General features: G+C 70.3%; 17 protein-coding genes. 11 read left to right on the top strand and 6 right to left on the bottom strand.

Annotated features, from left to right (window positions below):
- The first annotated feature begins 34 nt into the window (after positions 1–34).
- Positions 35–553, top strand: a complete 519-nt coding sequence (locus C503_RS39530) for a hypothetical protein (protein WP_156893244.1) — start codon at positions 35–37, stop codon at positions 551–553.
- On the opposite strand, the gene C503_RS0115670 is transcribed toward C503_RS39530, so the two are convergent.
- The gene (locus C503_RS0115670) at positions 507–947 is read right to left on the bottom strand and encodes a type II toxin-antitoxin system PemK/MazF family toxin (protein WP_018683166.1); all 441 of its coding nucleotides are present in this window, start codon (positions 945–947) and stop codon (positions 507–509) included. The two genes, C503_RS39530 and C503_RS0115670, sit on opposite strands and share 47 nt — an antisense overlap.
- A gap of 60 nt (positions 948–1,007) precedes the next feature.
- Here C503_RS0115670 and C503_RS0115665 point away from each other — a divergent pair, with 60 nt between their 5' ends.
- The gene (locus C503_RS0115665; protein WP_018683165.1) at positions 1,008–1,385 is read left to right on the top strand and encodes a VOC family protein; all 378 of its coding nucleotides are present in this window, start codon (positions 1,008–1,010) and stop codon (positions 1,383–1,385) included.
- A 9-nt stretch (positions 1,386–1,394) separates the two neighbouring features.
- Here C503_RS0115665 and C503_RS0115660 read toward each other — a convergent pair whose 3' ends face one another.
- Positions 1,395–1,700: an ArsR/SmtB family transcription factor gene (locus C503_RS0115660; protein WP_018683164.1), complete on the bottom strand. Its 306-nt coding sequence runs from the start codon at positions 1,698–1,700 to the stop codon at positions 1,395–1,397.
- Positions 1,701–1,814: 114 nt separating this feature from the next.
- Between C503_RS0115660 and lepA the strand changes: the two genes are divergently transcribed.
- On the top strand, positions 1,815–3,659 hold the full coding sequence (lepA, locus tag C503_RS0115655) for a translation elongation factor 4 (RefSeq protein WP_018683163.1): 1,845 nt from the start codon (positions 1,815–1,817) through the stop codon (positions 3,657–3,659).
- 21 nt (positions 3,660–3,680) lie between these two features.
- Here the strand turns inward: lepA and C503_RS0115650 are convergent, their stop codons facing one another.
- On the bottom strand, positions 3,681–4,079 hold the full coding sequence (locus tag C503_RS0115650) for a DUF3224 domain-containing protein (RefSeq protein WP_018683162.1): 399 nt from the start codon (positions 4,077–4,079) through the stop codon (positions 3,681–3,683).
- A 96-nt stretch (positions 4,080–4,175) separates the two neighbouring features.
- Here C503_RS0115650 and C503_RS0115645 point away from each other — a divergent pair, with 96 nt between their 5' ends.
- Entirely contained in the window at positions 4,176–4,493 is a 318-nt protein-coding gene (locus C503_RS0115645) for an MmcQ/YjbR family DNA-binding protein (protein WP_033400664.1), read from the top strand.
- Between the two features lie 74 nt (positions 4,494–4,567).
- Here C503_RS0115645 and C503_RS39525 read toward each other — a convergent pair whose 3' ends face one another.
- Positions 4,568–5,011, bottom strand: coding sequence for an HD domain-containing protein (locus tag C503_RS39525; RefSeq protein ID WP_018683160.1), 444 nt, complete (start codon positions 5,009–5,011; stop codon positions 4,568–4,570).
- Between the two features lie 87 nt (positions 5,012–5,098).
- On the opposite strand from C503_RS39525, the gene C503_RS0115635 reads away from it, so the two are divergent.
- From C503_RS0115635 to C503_RS0115625, 3 genes are all read left to right on the top strand, one after another.
- Positions 5,099–6,004, top strand: coding sequence for a TIGR04222 domain-containing membrane protein (locus tag C503_RS0115635; RefSeq protein WP_018683159.1), 906 nt, complete (start codon positions 5,099–5,101; stop codon positions 6,002–6,004).
- Positions 6,005–6,145: 141 nt separating this feature from the next.
- A complete protein-coding gene (locus C503_RS0115630) occupies positions 6,146–7,204 on the top strand; it encodes a nitronate monooxygenase (protein WP_026316345.1) in 1,059 nt (352 codons plus the stop codon).
- 90 nt (positions 7,205–7,294) lie between these two features.
- Positions 7,295–8,317 carry an alpha/beta fold hydrolase gene (locus C503_RS0115625; protein WP_018683157.1) on the top strand — a complete coding sequence of 341 codons (1,023 nt, stop codon included), beginning with the start codon at positions 7,295–7,297 and terminating at the stop codon, positions 8,315–8,317.
- Between the two features lie 350 nt (positions 8,318–8,667).
- Here C503_RS0115625 and C503_RS0115620 read toward each other — a convergent pair whose 3' ends face one another.
- Positions 8,668–9,633, bottom strand: coding sequence for a zinc-binding dehydrogenase (locus tag C503_RS0115620; RefSeq protein ID WP_026316344.1), 966 nt, complete (start codon positions 9,631–9,633; stop codon positions 8,668–8,670).
- A gap of 56 nt (positions 9,634–9,689) precedes the next feature.
- Here C503_RS0115620 and C503_RS0115615 point away from each other — a divergent pair, with 56 nt between their 5' ends.
- The 4 genes from C503_RS0115615 to C503_RS39520 all read left to right on the top strand — a co-directional run bounded on the left by C503_RS0115615 (position 9,690) and on the right by C503_RS39520 (position 12,031).
- Positions 9,690–9,905, top strand: a complete 216-nt coding sequence (locus C503_RS0115615; RefSeq protein WP_018683155.1) for a hypothetical protein — start codon at positions 9,690–9,692, stop codon at positions 9,903–9,905.
- A 1-nt stretch (position 9,906) separates the two neighbouring features.
- Positions 9,907–10,287 carry a guanyl-specific ribonuclease gene (locus C503_RS0115610; protein WP_018683154.1) on the top strand — a complete coding sequence of 127 codons (381 nt, stop codon included), beginning with the start codon at positions 9,907–9,909 and terminating at the stop codon, positions 10,285–10,287.
- Positions 10,284–10,589 (top strand): barstar family protein, encoded by a 306-nt coding sequence (locus C503_RS0115605; protein ID WP_018683153.1) that lies wholly within the window; start codon positions 10,284–10,286, stop codon positions 10,587–10,589. Before C503_RS0115610 ends, C503_RS0115605 begins: the two co-directional genes overlap by 4 nt.
- Positions 10,590–10,996: 407 nt before the next feature.
- A complete protein-coding gene (locus C503_RS39520) occupies positions 10,997–12,031 on the top strand; it encodes an NsdA family TPR-like regulatory protein (protein ID WP_018683152.1) in 1,035 nt (344 codons plus the stop codon).
- 5 nt (positions 12,032–12,036) lie between these two features.
- Here the strand turns inward: C503_RS39520 and C503_RS0115595 are convergent, their stop codons facing one another.
- Complete coding sequence (locus C503_RS0115595) at positions 12,037–12,792, bottom strand: enoyl-CoA hydratase-related protein (RefSeq protein WP_018683151.1); 756 nt, start codon at positions 12,790–12,792, stop codon at positions 12,037–12,039.
- Between the last annotated feature and the right edge of the window lie 21 nt (positions 12,793–12,813).

Here is a 12,813-nt window from a genome sequence, read left to right as displayed (position 1 = left end):
GCGGGGGTGGGTGGCCGGTTGTAGCGTGCGGTTCGTGCACTCGTTGATCGCGTGGGCGGGGTTTCTCGGTGCCTGGCTGCTCGTTGCCGGGCCGATCTATCAGGCCGCTGTCGAGCTGCGGGAACAGGACCTGGAGGAGGACCAGTTCGCCCACGTGCGGGATGAGATGGAGCAGCTGCCGCGGGTGTCGCCGTGGTGGTGGCTGTTGCCGCCCGCGCGGTACTGGGTCGGGCGTCGGCGGCGGAAGCGGTACATGGCCGCGGCGTTGGCGGCGATGACGGTCGAGCAGCGGGACGTGCTGGCCACCTTCAAGAACAAGGCCGTCGGGTGGATGTTCGTCGGGCTCGGCGGCGCGCTCATCGCCACCAAGGAGACCTGGGAGCTGGTCGAGCACCACGAGTGGCCGCACTGGCTGTTCTGGGTGCTGACCTTCGGGATGCTGTGGCTGTGCCTGCTCAACACCGTGTGGCAGATGGCGAACAGCAGGCAGTTCGTGGCTGGTGAGTTCAGCGCCAGCCGTAGCGAGCGGCGAGGGCGTCGGCGACCAGCGTGAAGCGGTCCGGCTCCAGGATCGAGCCCTCCCGGCGGATGTCGTGCTCGCCCAGCTCGAACAGCCGGTTGAGGCGCAGGTAGGACTTGCGGCCGTCGCGGTCCCACTCGCCCGAGCCCAGTTCCAGCCAGTCGTCGCGCTCGTTGTCGTGCGGGTGCTTGCTGGACAGCATCATCGCGCGCAGCGTCCGGCCGGTGCGGCCGACCACCAGCAGCGGGCGGTCCTTGCCGCGGTCCGGGTCGTCCTCGTAGGGCACCCAGGCCCAGACGATCTCGCCAGGGTCGGCGTCGCCGTCCAGGTCGGGGGAGTAGCTGATGTGGTCCGGCCGGTCGCTGGTCGGTACCTGCCACACCGCGCCGCGGGCCGGGCGGGGGTCGTCCTCCGAGAAGTTCCGCACGACCCGGCAGCGTAGCGCCGACGACGCGCGGGTGGCGGCGACTGGCGGTAGTACTGAAGGGTGGAGTTCCTCAGCGGCAGGGTCGTCATCCACCCCCGGGACCGGGCGCGGTCCCTGGCGTTCTACCGGGACGTGCTGGGGCTCGCCGTGTACCGGGAGTTCCCCGGCGGCACGGTCTTCTTCCTCGGCGGCGGCTACCTGGAGCTGTCCGGTCAGGGCGACACCGAGCCGGGGCCGGACGTCGCGCTGTGGCTGCAGGTGCGGGACATCGCGGCGGCGGCCGACGAGCTTCGGACGCACGGGATCGCCGTGGAGCCGAGGCTGGAGCCGTGGGGGCTGCGCGAGGCGTGGCTGGCCGATCCCGACGGTGTGCGGATCGTGCTGGTCGAGGTGCCGCCGGACCATCCCATGCGGCTGGACTCCCGGCAGCCCGACTAGTCCACCCGGCTAGTCCATCGTGTCCAGGTGGCGTTCCAGGCGGTCGAGGCTCTCGCCCCACAGCCGCCGGTAGGGCGCGAGCCAGGAGTCGATCTCCACCAGCGGTTCCACGCGCAGCTCGTACCAGCGGCGCTGGGCGTCCCGGCGGACCCGGACCAGCCCGGCCTCGCGCAGCACCCGCAGGTGCTTGGAGGTGCCCGGCTGGGTCAGGCCCAGCTCGTCGACCAGCTCGCCGACCGAGCGCGGCTGCTCGCGCAGCAGGTCGAGGATGCGCCGCCGGGTCGGCTCGGCCAGCACGGTGAAGGTGGTCGCCACGCCTCGAACATAACCGACCGGGCATATAGGGGCAATGCCCGGACACCCCGAACGGCCAGGACGGGCGGTGGCCATGGGACCATGGGGGTACCCCTTGACCATGCGAGGACCTGAGTGACTTTCGCCGACAAGACGTTCACGGCCCCGGAGCAGATCCGGAACTTCTGCATCATCGCGCACATCGACCACGGCAAGTCCACCCTGGCCGACCGGATGCTGCAGATCACCGGCGTGGTCGAGGAGCGGGCGATGCGCGCGCAGTACCTCGACCGGATGGACATCGAGCGCGAGCGCGGGATCACCATCAAGGCCCAGAACGTGCGGCTGCCCTGGGAGGTCGACGGCTCCCAGCACGTCCTGCACATGATCGACACGCCGGGCCACGTGGACTTCACCTACGAGGTCTCGCGCGCCCTGGACGCCTGCGAGGGCGCCATCCTGCTGGTCGACGCCGCGCAGGGGATCGAGGCACAGACGCTGGCGAACCTGTACATGGCGCTGGACCGGGACCTGCACATCATCCCGGTGCTGAACAAGATCGACCTGCCCGCGGCCGACCCGGACAAGTACGCCGCCGAGATCGCGCACATCATCGGCTGCGCGGCGGACGACGTGCTGCGGGTGTCGGCGAAGACCGGCGTCGGCGTGCGCGAGCTGCTCGACGAGGTGGTCCGGGTGATCCCGGCCCCGGTCGGCCAGGCCGACGCGCCCGCCCGCGCGATGATCTTCGACTCGGTCTACGACACCTACCGCGGCGTGGTCACCTACATCCGGGTGGTGGACGGGAAGATCACCCCCCGGGAGCGCATCCGGATGATGTCCACCGGCGCCACGCACGAACTGCTGGAGGTCGGCATCATCTCGCCCGAGCCCAAGCCCAGCGCGGGCCTGGGCGTCGGCGAGGTGGGCTACCTGATCACCGGCGTGAAGGACGTCCGCCAGTCCAAGGTGGGCGACACCGTCACCGCGGAGCGCAAGGGCGCCACCGAGCCGCTCGCGGGCTTCCGCGAGCCGCGCCCGATGGTCTACTCCGGCCTGTACCCGGTCGACGGCTCGGACTACCCCGACCTGCGCGAGGCGCTGGACAAGCTCCAGCTCAACGACGCCGCCCTGGCCTACGAGCCGGAGACCTCCGCCGCGCTCGGCTTCGGCTTCCGCTGCGGCTTCCTCGGCCTGCTGCACCTGGAGATCACCCGCGACCGGCTGGAGCGCGAGTTCGGTCTTGACCTGATCTCCACCGCGCCCAACGTGGTCTACCGGGTCGTGCTGGACGACGGCCGGGAGCTGACCGTGACCAACCCCTCGGACTGGCCCGTCGGCAAGATCTCCGAGGTCTACGAGCCGGTCACCAAGTGCACCATCATCGCGCCATCGGACTACATCGGCGCGATCATGGAGCTGTGCCAGGGCAAGCGGGGCCAGCTCGGCGGCATGGACTACCTGTCCGAGGACCGGGTGGAGCTGCGCTACACCATGCCCCTCGGCGAGATCATCTTCGACTTCTTCGACGCGCTGAAGTCGCGCACCCGCGGCTACGCCTCGCTGGACTACGAGGAGGCAGGCGAGCAGGGCTCCGAGCTGGTGAAGGTCGACATCCTGCTGCAGGGCGAGGCGGTCGACGCGTTCAGCGCCATCGTGCACAAGGACTCGGCCTACGGGTACGGCACCCGGATGGCCACCAAGCTGCGCGAGCTGATCCCGCGCCAGCAGTTCGAGGTGCCGATCCAGGCCGCCATCGGCTCCCGGGTGATCGCCCGCGAGACCATCCGCGCGATGCGCAAGGACGTGCTCGCCAAGTGCTACGGCGGTGACATCAGCCGCAAGCGCAAGCTGCTGGAGAAGCAGAAGGAAGGCAAGAAGCGGATGAAGATGGTCGGCCGGGTCGAGGTGCCGCAGGAGGCCTTCGTCGCCGCGCTGTCCACCGACGAGTCGCCGGACAAGGCCAAGGGCAAGAAGTAGGCCCCGTCCGGCGGCGCCCGGCTACGCCAGGTCGTAGTCCAGGGTCCAGGTGTGCGCGCCGGACTCGTCCCGGGTGATCGTCAGGGTGCCGGTGATGCCCGCGAGGTCGCCGGTGCCCATGTCGGGCACGACCCTGATCTCCAGCGAGTCGGCGGTGCTGGTGGCGAACGCCGAGTGCAGCAGGACGAAACCGCCCCGCTTGCCCGCGAGGGTGCCGCGGACGTGCTCCAGGGCGACGTAGGCGGCCGACTTGTGCTCGGGCAGCGCGACGCTGGTCATGTGGACCTCGCTGGTGCCGTCGAGATCGCCCGCGAACGTCTTGCGCAGCACGACGTGGCCGAGCGAGACGTCGCCCTCCTGGTCGTACGGGGCCTCCGGCTGCCAGTCGGTGACCTCGAACGTGCCGGTGGCGGTGGCCATGGCGGCTCCCTTGCTTGTGGACTGTTCCCCGGGGATTCTGTCCGGTGGTCCAGGTCGGCGGAAGGGTGGGGCGTGGGGCGGTTGCGGGAGCTGTGCATGGGGTTGCCGGAGGTGACCGAGCGCGTCAGTCATGGGGCGCCTGCTTGGTTTGTCCGGGACAAGAAGATGTTCGTGATGTGGGTGGGGTTTCATCACGGCAATTCGCGGGAGGCGTTCTGGTGCGCGGCGCCGGTGGGGGTGCAGGAGGAGATGGTGGGCGAGGATCCGGAGAGGTTCTTCCGGCCGCCGTATGTGGGGCATCGGGGGTGGTTGGGGGTCTATCTGGATGGCGAGGTGGATTGGACGGAAGTGGGGGAGATCGTCCGGGACGCTTATCGGGTGGTGGCCCCCAGGAAGCTGGCGGCTGAGATGTGACGGTGCGACCGGGTGGGGCGCCGGTTGCCTTGCCGGCAGGCAGTGGGGCGGGAACCTGATGGGCAGGTGGGCGTCTAAGGCTGGTGTGTGGGTGGCCTGCCCGCCAGGAAGGCGAGGGCGTGGACGTACTTGGCGCTGAGGCGTTCGCGAGTGGGGGCGTCCAATGTGGCCAGGCGGGCGGGGGAGGAGTTGTCGGCGATGTCGGCGTGTTTGACGGCGAGGGCGAGGGGGTTGGCGGCGACCCGGGTCAGGTAGTCCTCCTGGGACTCTCCGGGGCGTTTGCTGATCGCGATGACGGCGGTGACCACGTCGGACGGACAGCCCGCGGCGCGGAGGTCGTCGGCGGTGACCGGGGTGTCCTCCAGGACGTCGTGCAGGATGGCGATCATTTTCTCGTGTTCGCCGGAGACGGCGGCCATCACCCGGAGGGGGTGCTGGATGTAGGGGCCGCCGGATTTGTCCAGCTGGCCCTCGTGGGCGTCGTGGGCGATCCGGATGGCGTCGTCCAGGGTGAACATGCCCGGAATGTAACTCGCTTGGCGTGAAGCGCATGTCGATCACACGATGGTGTTGCACACTGGGCGCGGCGGTGTGAGGAGGGTTCGATGGGTGATCCGTGGGGTTTATCCGGTCCGGAGTTCCTGAGGATCTACTGGATCTCGATCGCGGTGGTCTTCGGGCTGTGCGTGGTCGTGGCCGTGGCGCAGCGGTTGGGCGGCGGTCGGGCCGCGCGGGACGAGCGGCGGTTGGACGACTACGAGCTGGCGTTGCTGGCCGGTGGGCACCGGCGGGTCGAGCACACCGCGTTGGCCGGGTTGTTGGCGCGCGGGGTGGTGCGGGTCAGCCGGTCGGGCAAGGCATCGCCGACCGGGTCGGGGTCGCCCGCCGACGCCGTGCAGAAGCAGGTGCTGGACCGGATCGGACGGTCGCGCACGCTGACCACCCGGGACTCGCTCGGGGTGCAGGGCAGCGAACTGGGCAAGCGGTTGGCCGACGGGCTGGTCGAGCGGGGGTACCTGACCAACGGGAAGGTCGGGTTCCGCCGGGTGCACTTCTTCTTCCTGGCGATCTTCGTGATCGGTCTGGTGCGGCTGATCAACGGGTTGACCCTGGACCGGCCGGTCGGCTACCTCGCGCTGTCGCTGCCCGCGACGCTGGTGATCTGGCTGGTCGCGCGGCTGCTGCTCGGCCGTTCCCGGCAGCGGCCGACCCGCTACGGGGCCGCCGCGCTGGCCATGGCGCGGGCGAGCGTGTCCCGGCGGCCGCCGATCACGAACCTGGCCCTCGGTGCCGCCGTGCTCGCGCCGGTCGCGCTCTACGGCCTCATGGCCTACCCGGACGACGACGTCAGCGCGATTCTCACCCAGTACGTCCCGCAGTCCTACACCGGCTCCGGCAGCTCCAGCAGCGACTCCGGCGGCAGCAGTTGCAGCAGCAGTAGTAGCTGTAGCAGTGGCAGCAGTTGCGGGGGCGGCAGCAGCTGTGGCGGCGGAGGCGGGTGCGGCGGCTAGTGGTGCGACCACTAGGCAGTCGGCAGTCCCCGGTGGCTCGTCCCGCGACGTAGCTCGGTGCCACGTCGGCAGTGCGGTTGCCAGGTCGGGAATGGTGCCGGGCCGAGGTGGCGGGTGAAGTGAGCCAGTACGGTGGTGGGTGTGATCACCAAGCTCGCTGTGCCGATCATCGTCGCACCGATGGCGGGTGGGGTCAGCACGCCTGCCCTGGTCGCGGGGGCGGTGGCGGCGGGTGCGTATGCCTTCCTCCCCGCCGGGTACCTGACGCCGGAGGCGTTCCGGGAGCAGGTCGAGCAGACCAAGGCGCTGACGGGTAAGCCGTTCGGGGTCAACCTGTTCACGCCCGGTGCTCGGTCCACTGCGGACACCACCGGCTACCGGGACCGGGTGCGGGCCCAGGCCGAGCGGCTCGGGGTCGACGTGGGTGAGCCTCGGTGGGACGACGACCACTACGCCGCGAAGGTCGACATCGTGGTGGCGGCGAAGATCCCGGTGGTCTCGTTCACGTTCGGGCTGCCCAGTGCCGAGGACGTGCGTCGGCTCAAGGCGGTGGGCAGCACAGTGGTGGCCACCGTGACGACCCCTGCCGAGGCGCGCGCCGCTGCCGAGCGAGGCGCGGACGTGTTGTGTGTGCAGGGGGCGGCGGCCGGCGCGCACCGTGGGGCGTTCGAGAACGACGCGGCTTACCCGGGTGGCGCGCCGCTTTATGACCTCCTGCCCGCGATGCGTGTGATCGGGACCGAGACCGGGCTGCCGTTGATCGCGGCGGGCGGGTTGACCCATGGCGCGGACGTCGCCGCCGTGCTCGCGGCCGGGGCGGTTGCCGCGCAGTTGGGGACGGCGTTCCTGCTCTGCCCTGAGGCAGGCACGTCGGAGGCGCACCGGAAGGCGCTTGTCGTCGCGGAGCGGGAGACCACGTTGACGCGGGCGTTCACCGGTCGACCGGCGCGCGGGTTGGTCAATTCGTTCATCGCCGAGCACCAGGACGCGCCCAATGCGTACCCGGACGTGCATCACGTGACCAAACCGGTGCGGGTGGCAGCGGGACGGGCCGGGGATCCGGAGGCCATGGCGCTGTGGGCGGGGCAGGCGTACCCGCTCGCCGTCGAGGCGCCGGTGGCCGAGGTGATCGGGATACTGACCGCGCAGGCCCGGGACGCCGTGGCGGCGTTGACCCGGCGGTGGCCGGTCGCGGACTGACTCGCGGCGGGTGTGCCGTCGCGCACACAATGGCGATGGTGATCGGCTCGCGCGGTTACGTTACTCCGGAGTAGGTATCGGGAGGTCGCCGTGCTGGACAGCGTGCGGGAGGCCGCGGGCAACGTGGCCCAGCGGTGGCTGTTCGGCGGGCTCGCGGACCGGCGACCGATGCCGTCCACGGTGATCGATCGCGGTCGTACACGCGCGGTCCACGCGTTCGACGTGCCCGGGGCGAGGCAGGGCGACCCGGTTCTGCTGGTGCCGCCGCTCGCGGTGTCGGACAGCTGTTTCGACCTGCGGCGCGGGTGCAGCCTGGTCGAGCACCTGGTCACCGCGGGCAGGCCGACCTACTCGGTGTCCTACGGCGAGATCCGCTCCGACGACCGTGACCTGGGTCTGGAGCACTGGGTCGACGACGTGCTGCCCGCCGCCCTGGGCGCGGTCCACGATCACTGCGGCGGACGGCCGGTTCACCTGGTCGGGTGGTGCCTGGGCGGCATCCTGACCGCGCTCACCGCCGCCCGCCACGCCGACGGTCCGATCGCCTCGCTGACCGTGCTCGGCAGCCCGTTCGACTTCACCGCGATCCCACTGCTCACCGCCCTGCGCCCGCTCGACACGGCCACCGGCAGGCTCGCGTTCCCGCTGCTGTATCGGGCCTTCGGAGGCGTCCCGGCGCCGCTGGTGCGGCGGGCGTTCCAGATCAGTGCCCTGGACAAGCACCTGACCAAACCGTTCGCCATCGCCCGCAACCTCACCGACCGCGACTACCTGGCCCAACTGGAGGCCGTCGACGGCTTCACCACCGGCATGCTCGCGTTCCCCGGGCGTGCGATGGACCAGGTCTACCGCCGGTTCTTCCGCGCCAACGCCCTCGCGGACGGCGTGGTCATCCTGGCGGACACCCGGATCGACGTGTCCACGATCGACGTCCCGACCCTGGTCGTCGCGGGCGCGGGCGACACCATCGCGCCACCCCGCTCGGCCCGCCGCCTCCAGGATTTGGTCCCGCACGCCGAGTTCGTCACGGTCCCGGGTGGTCATCTCGGTGTCCTCACCGGCCGCGCCGCGCGCGAGACCACCTGGCCGCTGATCGACCGCTTCCACGCCTGAGCGTCAGACGAACTCGTCCCGACCTCCCGGGCCCACGCGGGATGGCCGGTGACCGCTGCACGCCATTGGTGATCGTGGGACGCCCACGGACTCGGCGGAGATCGCAGGCAGCGTGGCCATAGTCTGCTCGGGCATCGAGGGCGGCCGGGTCGGCTCGTCGACCGCGAGCGACTGCCCAGCGCCTGACCGACCTGTTCGCCGACGTCCCGCAGGCGCGGCGACCCCGGCCCGGTGATCACCTGTCGACGGGAGGGGTGGCGTTCCGAGGTCAGCAGCTCGGCGACGACATCGTCGAGGTGGATCGGGTCGACCTGGGAGTCCGGTACGCGAGGCGATGTCGCGGACGGTTGTCAGCGGGTGAAGACGATCTTGCCTGCGGTGTCGCCGGAGAGCATCGCCGTGAAGCCCTCGCGGGCCCGATCCATCGGCAGCTCGGTGCCGACGCGCGGGCGTACGCCGGTCAGGGCGCAGAAGCGGAGCAGGTCGGCCAGCTCCTCGCGGGTGCCCATGGTGGAGCCGACCACCCGCAGCTGCAGGAAGAACAGCCGTTGCAGGTCGGCGTCGGCGTCCGGGCCGCTGGTTGAGCCGGACACGACGATCACGCCGCCGGGTTTGAGGGCGCGCATCGAGTGCTGCCAGGTGGCCTTGCCGACGGTCTCGAACACGCCGTCGACCCGTTCCGGCAGTCGGGCGCCGGGCTCGAACGTGTCGTGCGCGCCCAGCCCGGCGGCCACCGCCCGCTTCTCCTCGGTGCGGCCGGTGACCCAGACACGCAGGCCCGCCGCGCGGCCGAGGGTGACCAGGGCGGTCGAGACGCCGCCGGAGGCGCCCTGGACGAGCATGGTCTGGCCGGGGCGCAGGCCGGACTTGACGAACAGCATGCGGTAGGCGGTCAGCCAGGCCGTGCCCATGCAGGCCGCCTCGGTGAAGGTCAGGTCGGCTGGCTTGGGCAGGGCGTTGCGGGCCGGGACGACGACGGTGTCGGCGAAGGTGCCCTGGTGCTTCTCGGTCAGCAGCGTGCGGCCCGGGTCCAGGGTCTCGTCGCCGTACCAGTCGGGGGTGCCGACGACCGAGTGCAGGACCACCTCGGTGCCGTCCGGCAGGGTGCCCGCGCCGTCGCAGCCGAGGATCATCGGGTAGCCCTCGGGTTTGAGGCCGACCCCGCGCAGCGTCCACAGGTCGTGCATGTTGAGGCTGGCGGCCCGGACCCGCACCGCGACGAAGCCGGGCGGGACCTCGGGATCGGGGCGTTCGCCGACGGTCAGCGACGCCAGCGGGTCGTCCGGGTTCGGGGCGGTGGCGTAGACGGCGAACATGAGTTCGACCATAGTCACCTCGGAGAGGCGGCGCCGGTGGGTCTACGCTCGGACGCGTGTTACAGGGGCTCTCGGACTGGTGGAACGATGTCGAGCTGTGGTTGATCCAGCTGTCGTTCCCGCTGCAGTTCGCCCTCGTGATGGCGATCCTGCTGCCGCTGTGCGTGGTGGTGGCCTGGCTGATCGACCGGGTCGTGGACTACGCGTCGGCCCGGGTGGGCAAGTCCCGGGACGAGACGCCGCTTGGCGCGCGGCCGGACCATGATTCCTAGGGTGGGCTCGCGCAGGCGCATCACGGTCGCGCTGGTCGGACTGGTCGCGCTGGTGTTGGCCGGATGGCTGATCCAGCGGGGCAGCGGCGCCGACCCGCTGCCGGTCCAGGGGTTGTCGACGCTGCCGGTGGAGGCGGCCGCGACGTGGCACCTGATCGAGCGCGGCGGACCGTTCCCATACCCGGGCAACGACGGCGTCCCGTTCGCGAACCGCGAAGGACACCTGCCCGCGCAGCGTTCCGACTACTACCGGGAGTACACCGTGCCCACACCGGGCAGCCACGACCGAGGCGCGCGCAGGCTGGTCACCGGGTCGGGCCACGAGCTGTACTACACCGGCGACCACTACGTGACCTTCGTCGCCGTGGACCCGAGCCGATGACTCGCTTCGAGGTCGACGGGCGCGAGGTCCGGGACAAGGCGGGGATGCTGGCCGCACTCGCCGACGCACTGTCCTTTCCGGACTGGTTCGGCCATAACCTGGACGCGTTGCATGACTGTCTGATCGACCTGTCGTGGCTGCCTGCCGGGGAGATCGTGCTGGTGTGGACACATCCGGAGGTGTTGGCCGAGGCCGATCCGGTTGCGTATCGGGCGATCCGGGAAGTGTTGACGGACGTGGTGGAGCACTTCGCGGCGCCGGGCCGGGAGCTGACCGTGGTCATCGAGGATCTGCGCGCCTGAGCTTTTACCGTGTGCCCGGCGACGTGGGGAGATCCGTTTCCCTGAAGGTCCACGCCGAAGGTGGTGGGCCAGGGCCCACCACCGTGGCTGTGGCGTCAGGCGCCGTCCGGCGGCGTTGACTTGCAACCATTCCAGTACCGGCTGATCACTGGGCATTTTCGATATATCCTCGGCAGGTGAGCGCTCGCGATATGCCCGGCGAGCGACTCGGCTATCTCGCCGGTGTGGTTCGCGAATGTTTCGGTCAGTGCCGTCCTGTGGTCGTCCGGGAGTGAGTCCGGCACTGTCGACCACCATCCTTCGCTCCCTTGCGGCGCCTGGCGAGGAGTAGTCTGGTGACTGCCAGGAGTGACGAGTGGGGCGGTCGTCTGCGTGCCGTATGCACGCCGTATACAAAGGTGGACGTCGTGGACGGTATCGCCGGGATCTTGCGGGACGCTCGACTGGAGGCTGGTCTCGGCCTTGCCGCCATGGCTCGTCGAACGGGCTACAGCAAGCCGTACCCCGGTCGGCCGGAAACGAATCCCGGCGCGCAGGATTCGATCAGTGAGGACTACATCGTCCGGACTCGCGCGCGGATGCGGGAACTTCTGGCGGTCGATGCCCGATACGGCGGCAACGAAGCATCGAAGCAGGCCCTACTGCTCTTTCGGTCAGTGCAAAGGACGGTGGGCGTCGCCCACTGTCCGCCTTCGATCGAGCGGGAGCAGTATTCCACGGTCGGCGAGTTGGCGGAGGTGGCGGGCTGGTTCTTCTATGACGCCGATCGGCAGGACACGGCTCGACGGTTCAACCAGGAGGCTCTGTACTACCTGCGGTGGGCAGGGGACAAGAGTCTGGAACTCCTGACCTTGCAGAACATCGCGATGCAGGCGGAGTACCTCGGTCGTCCGGCCGAGGCGCTCAGGATATCCCGTGATGTTCTGGCAAGGGAGAAACTGCCGCCCCGGTTGCGGGTGCTGTTCCTCGCGCGGAGTGCGCACGCTCTGGCGTTGCGGCAGCAGCGGGGGGACGCGTTGCGGGCGCTCGGGGAAGCCAAGTCGCGCTACCTGGATGGGCCCTCGGGAGACGAGCCTGCCTGGGCGTACTGGGTCGATGATCGGCAGATGGCCTGGTTCGAGGCGATGGTGTGGACCGCGTTGCACGATCACGGCAAGGCGGCCGACATCTTCCACGCCGCCCTGGAGTCCAGTCCCCAGGAGCGGGTCCGGGGGCTCTACAGCAGATCGGCCTACCTGTTCGCCAGTTTCACGGCTCTCCGGGGCCGGCGCGATGCCGAGGACCTGCTTCCCTCCCTCGCCACGTACGTCGCCGAGGTCGGGTCGGGCAGGACGGCGAGCATTCTCGATCGGGCATTGCGGCAGGTCCCGGTCGACGAGGTCCGGCCGAGTTTCGCGGAAGGAGTCTCCTGTCTTCGGGACCTGCTGGCCGCGAGAGCCTGAGAGCCTCAGAGAGTCCAGTCGGGCTTGCGTTTCTGTGTGAACGCGGTGATGCCTTCCCGGCCTTCGTCGCTCGCGAAGTAGCCCGCTGAGAGGTCGAGCATCTCGGCGAAGTCCGTCGACATGTCGGTCGGGCGGGTCCGGCGGAGCATCTCCTTGGTGCCCGCCAACGCTTTCGGGCCGCCCAGGGCGAGCATGTCGGTGTAGCGGTCGACCTCCGCGTCCAGCCGGTCCGCGGGTACGGCCGCGTTGAGGAGCCCGATCTCCACCGCGCGCGGGGCCGTGAACTGCTCGCCGGTCAGGAACAGCTCGTGCGCGGCGCGGGGGACCAGCCGGGGCAGCACGGTCACCGAGATGATCGCCGGGACCACGCCGATGCGGACCTCGGTGAACGCGAACGTGGCGGTGTCCACGGCGATCGCGATGTCGGCCGCGGCCACGATGCCGACGCCGCCCGCGCGGGCGGGACCGGCCAGGCGGGCGACGACCGGCTTGGGGCTGGTCCAGATCTGTTCGAGGATCGCGGGGAACTCGCGCACGCCCTCCGGGGTGGTCGCCGCCTCCTTCAGGTCCATGCCCGCGCAGAAGACCGGGCCGGTGTGGTCGAGCACGATCACGCGGACCGCGTCGTCCGCGATGGCGGTGGTCAGGTGGGTGCGGAGCTCCCCGCGCAACTGCGTGGACAGGGCGTTGCGGTTGTGCGGGGAGTCCAGCGTGACGCGGGCGATGCCCTTCTCGACCGCGTAGTGCACCAGTTCAGTCATGGGGCACACGTTAACGCGCGT

This window comes from Actinokineospora enzanensis DSM 44649 (assembly GCF_000374445.1).
Taxonomy (GTDB): domain Bacteria; phylum Actinomycetota; class Actinomycetes; order Mycobacteriales; family Pseudonocardiaceae; genus Actinokineospora; species Actinokineospora enzanensis.
The sequence above is the reverse complement of the archived record's forward strand: the minus strand, read 5'-3'. Positions and strand labels throughout refer to the sequence as shown.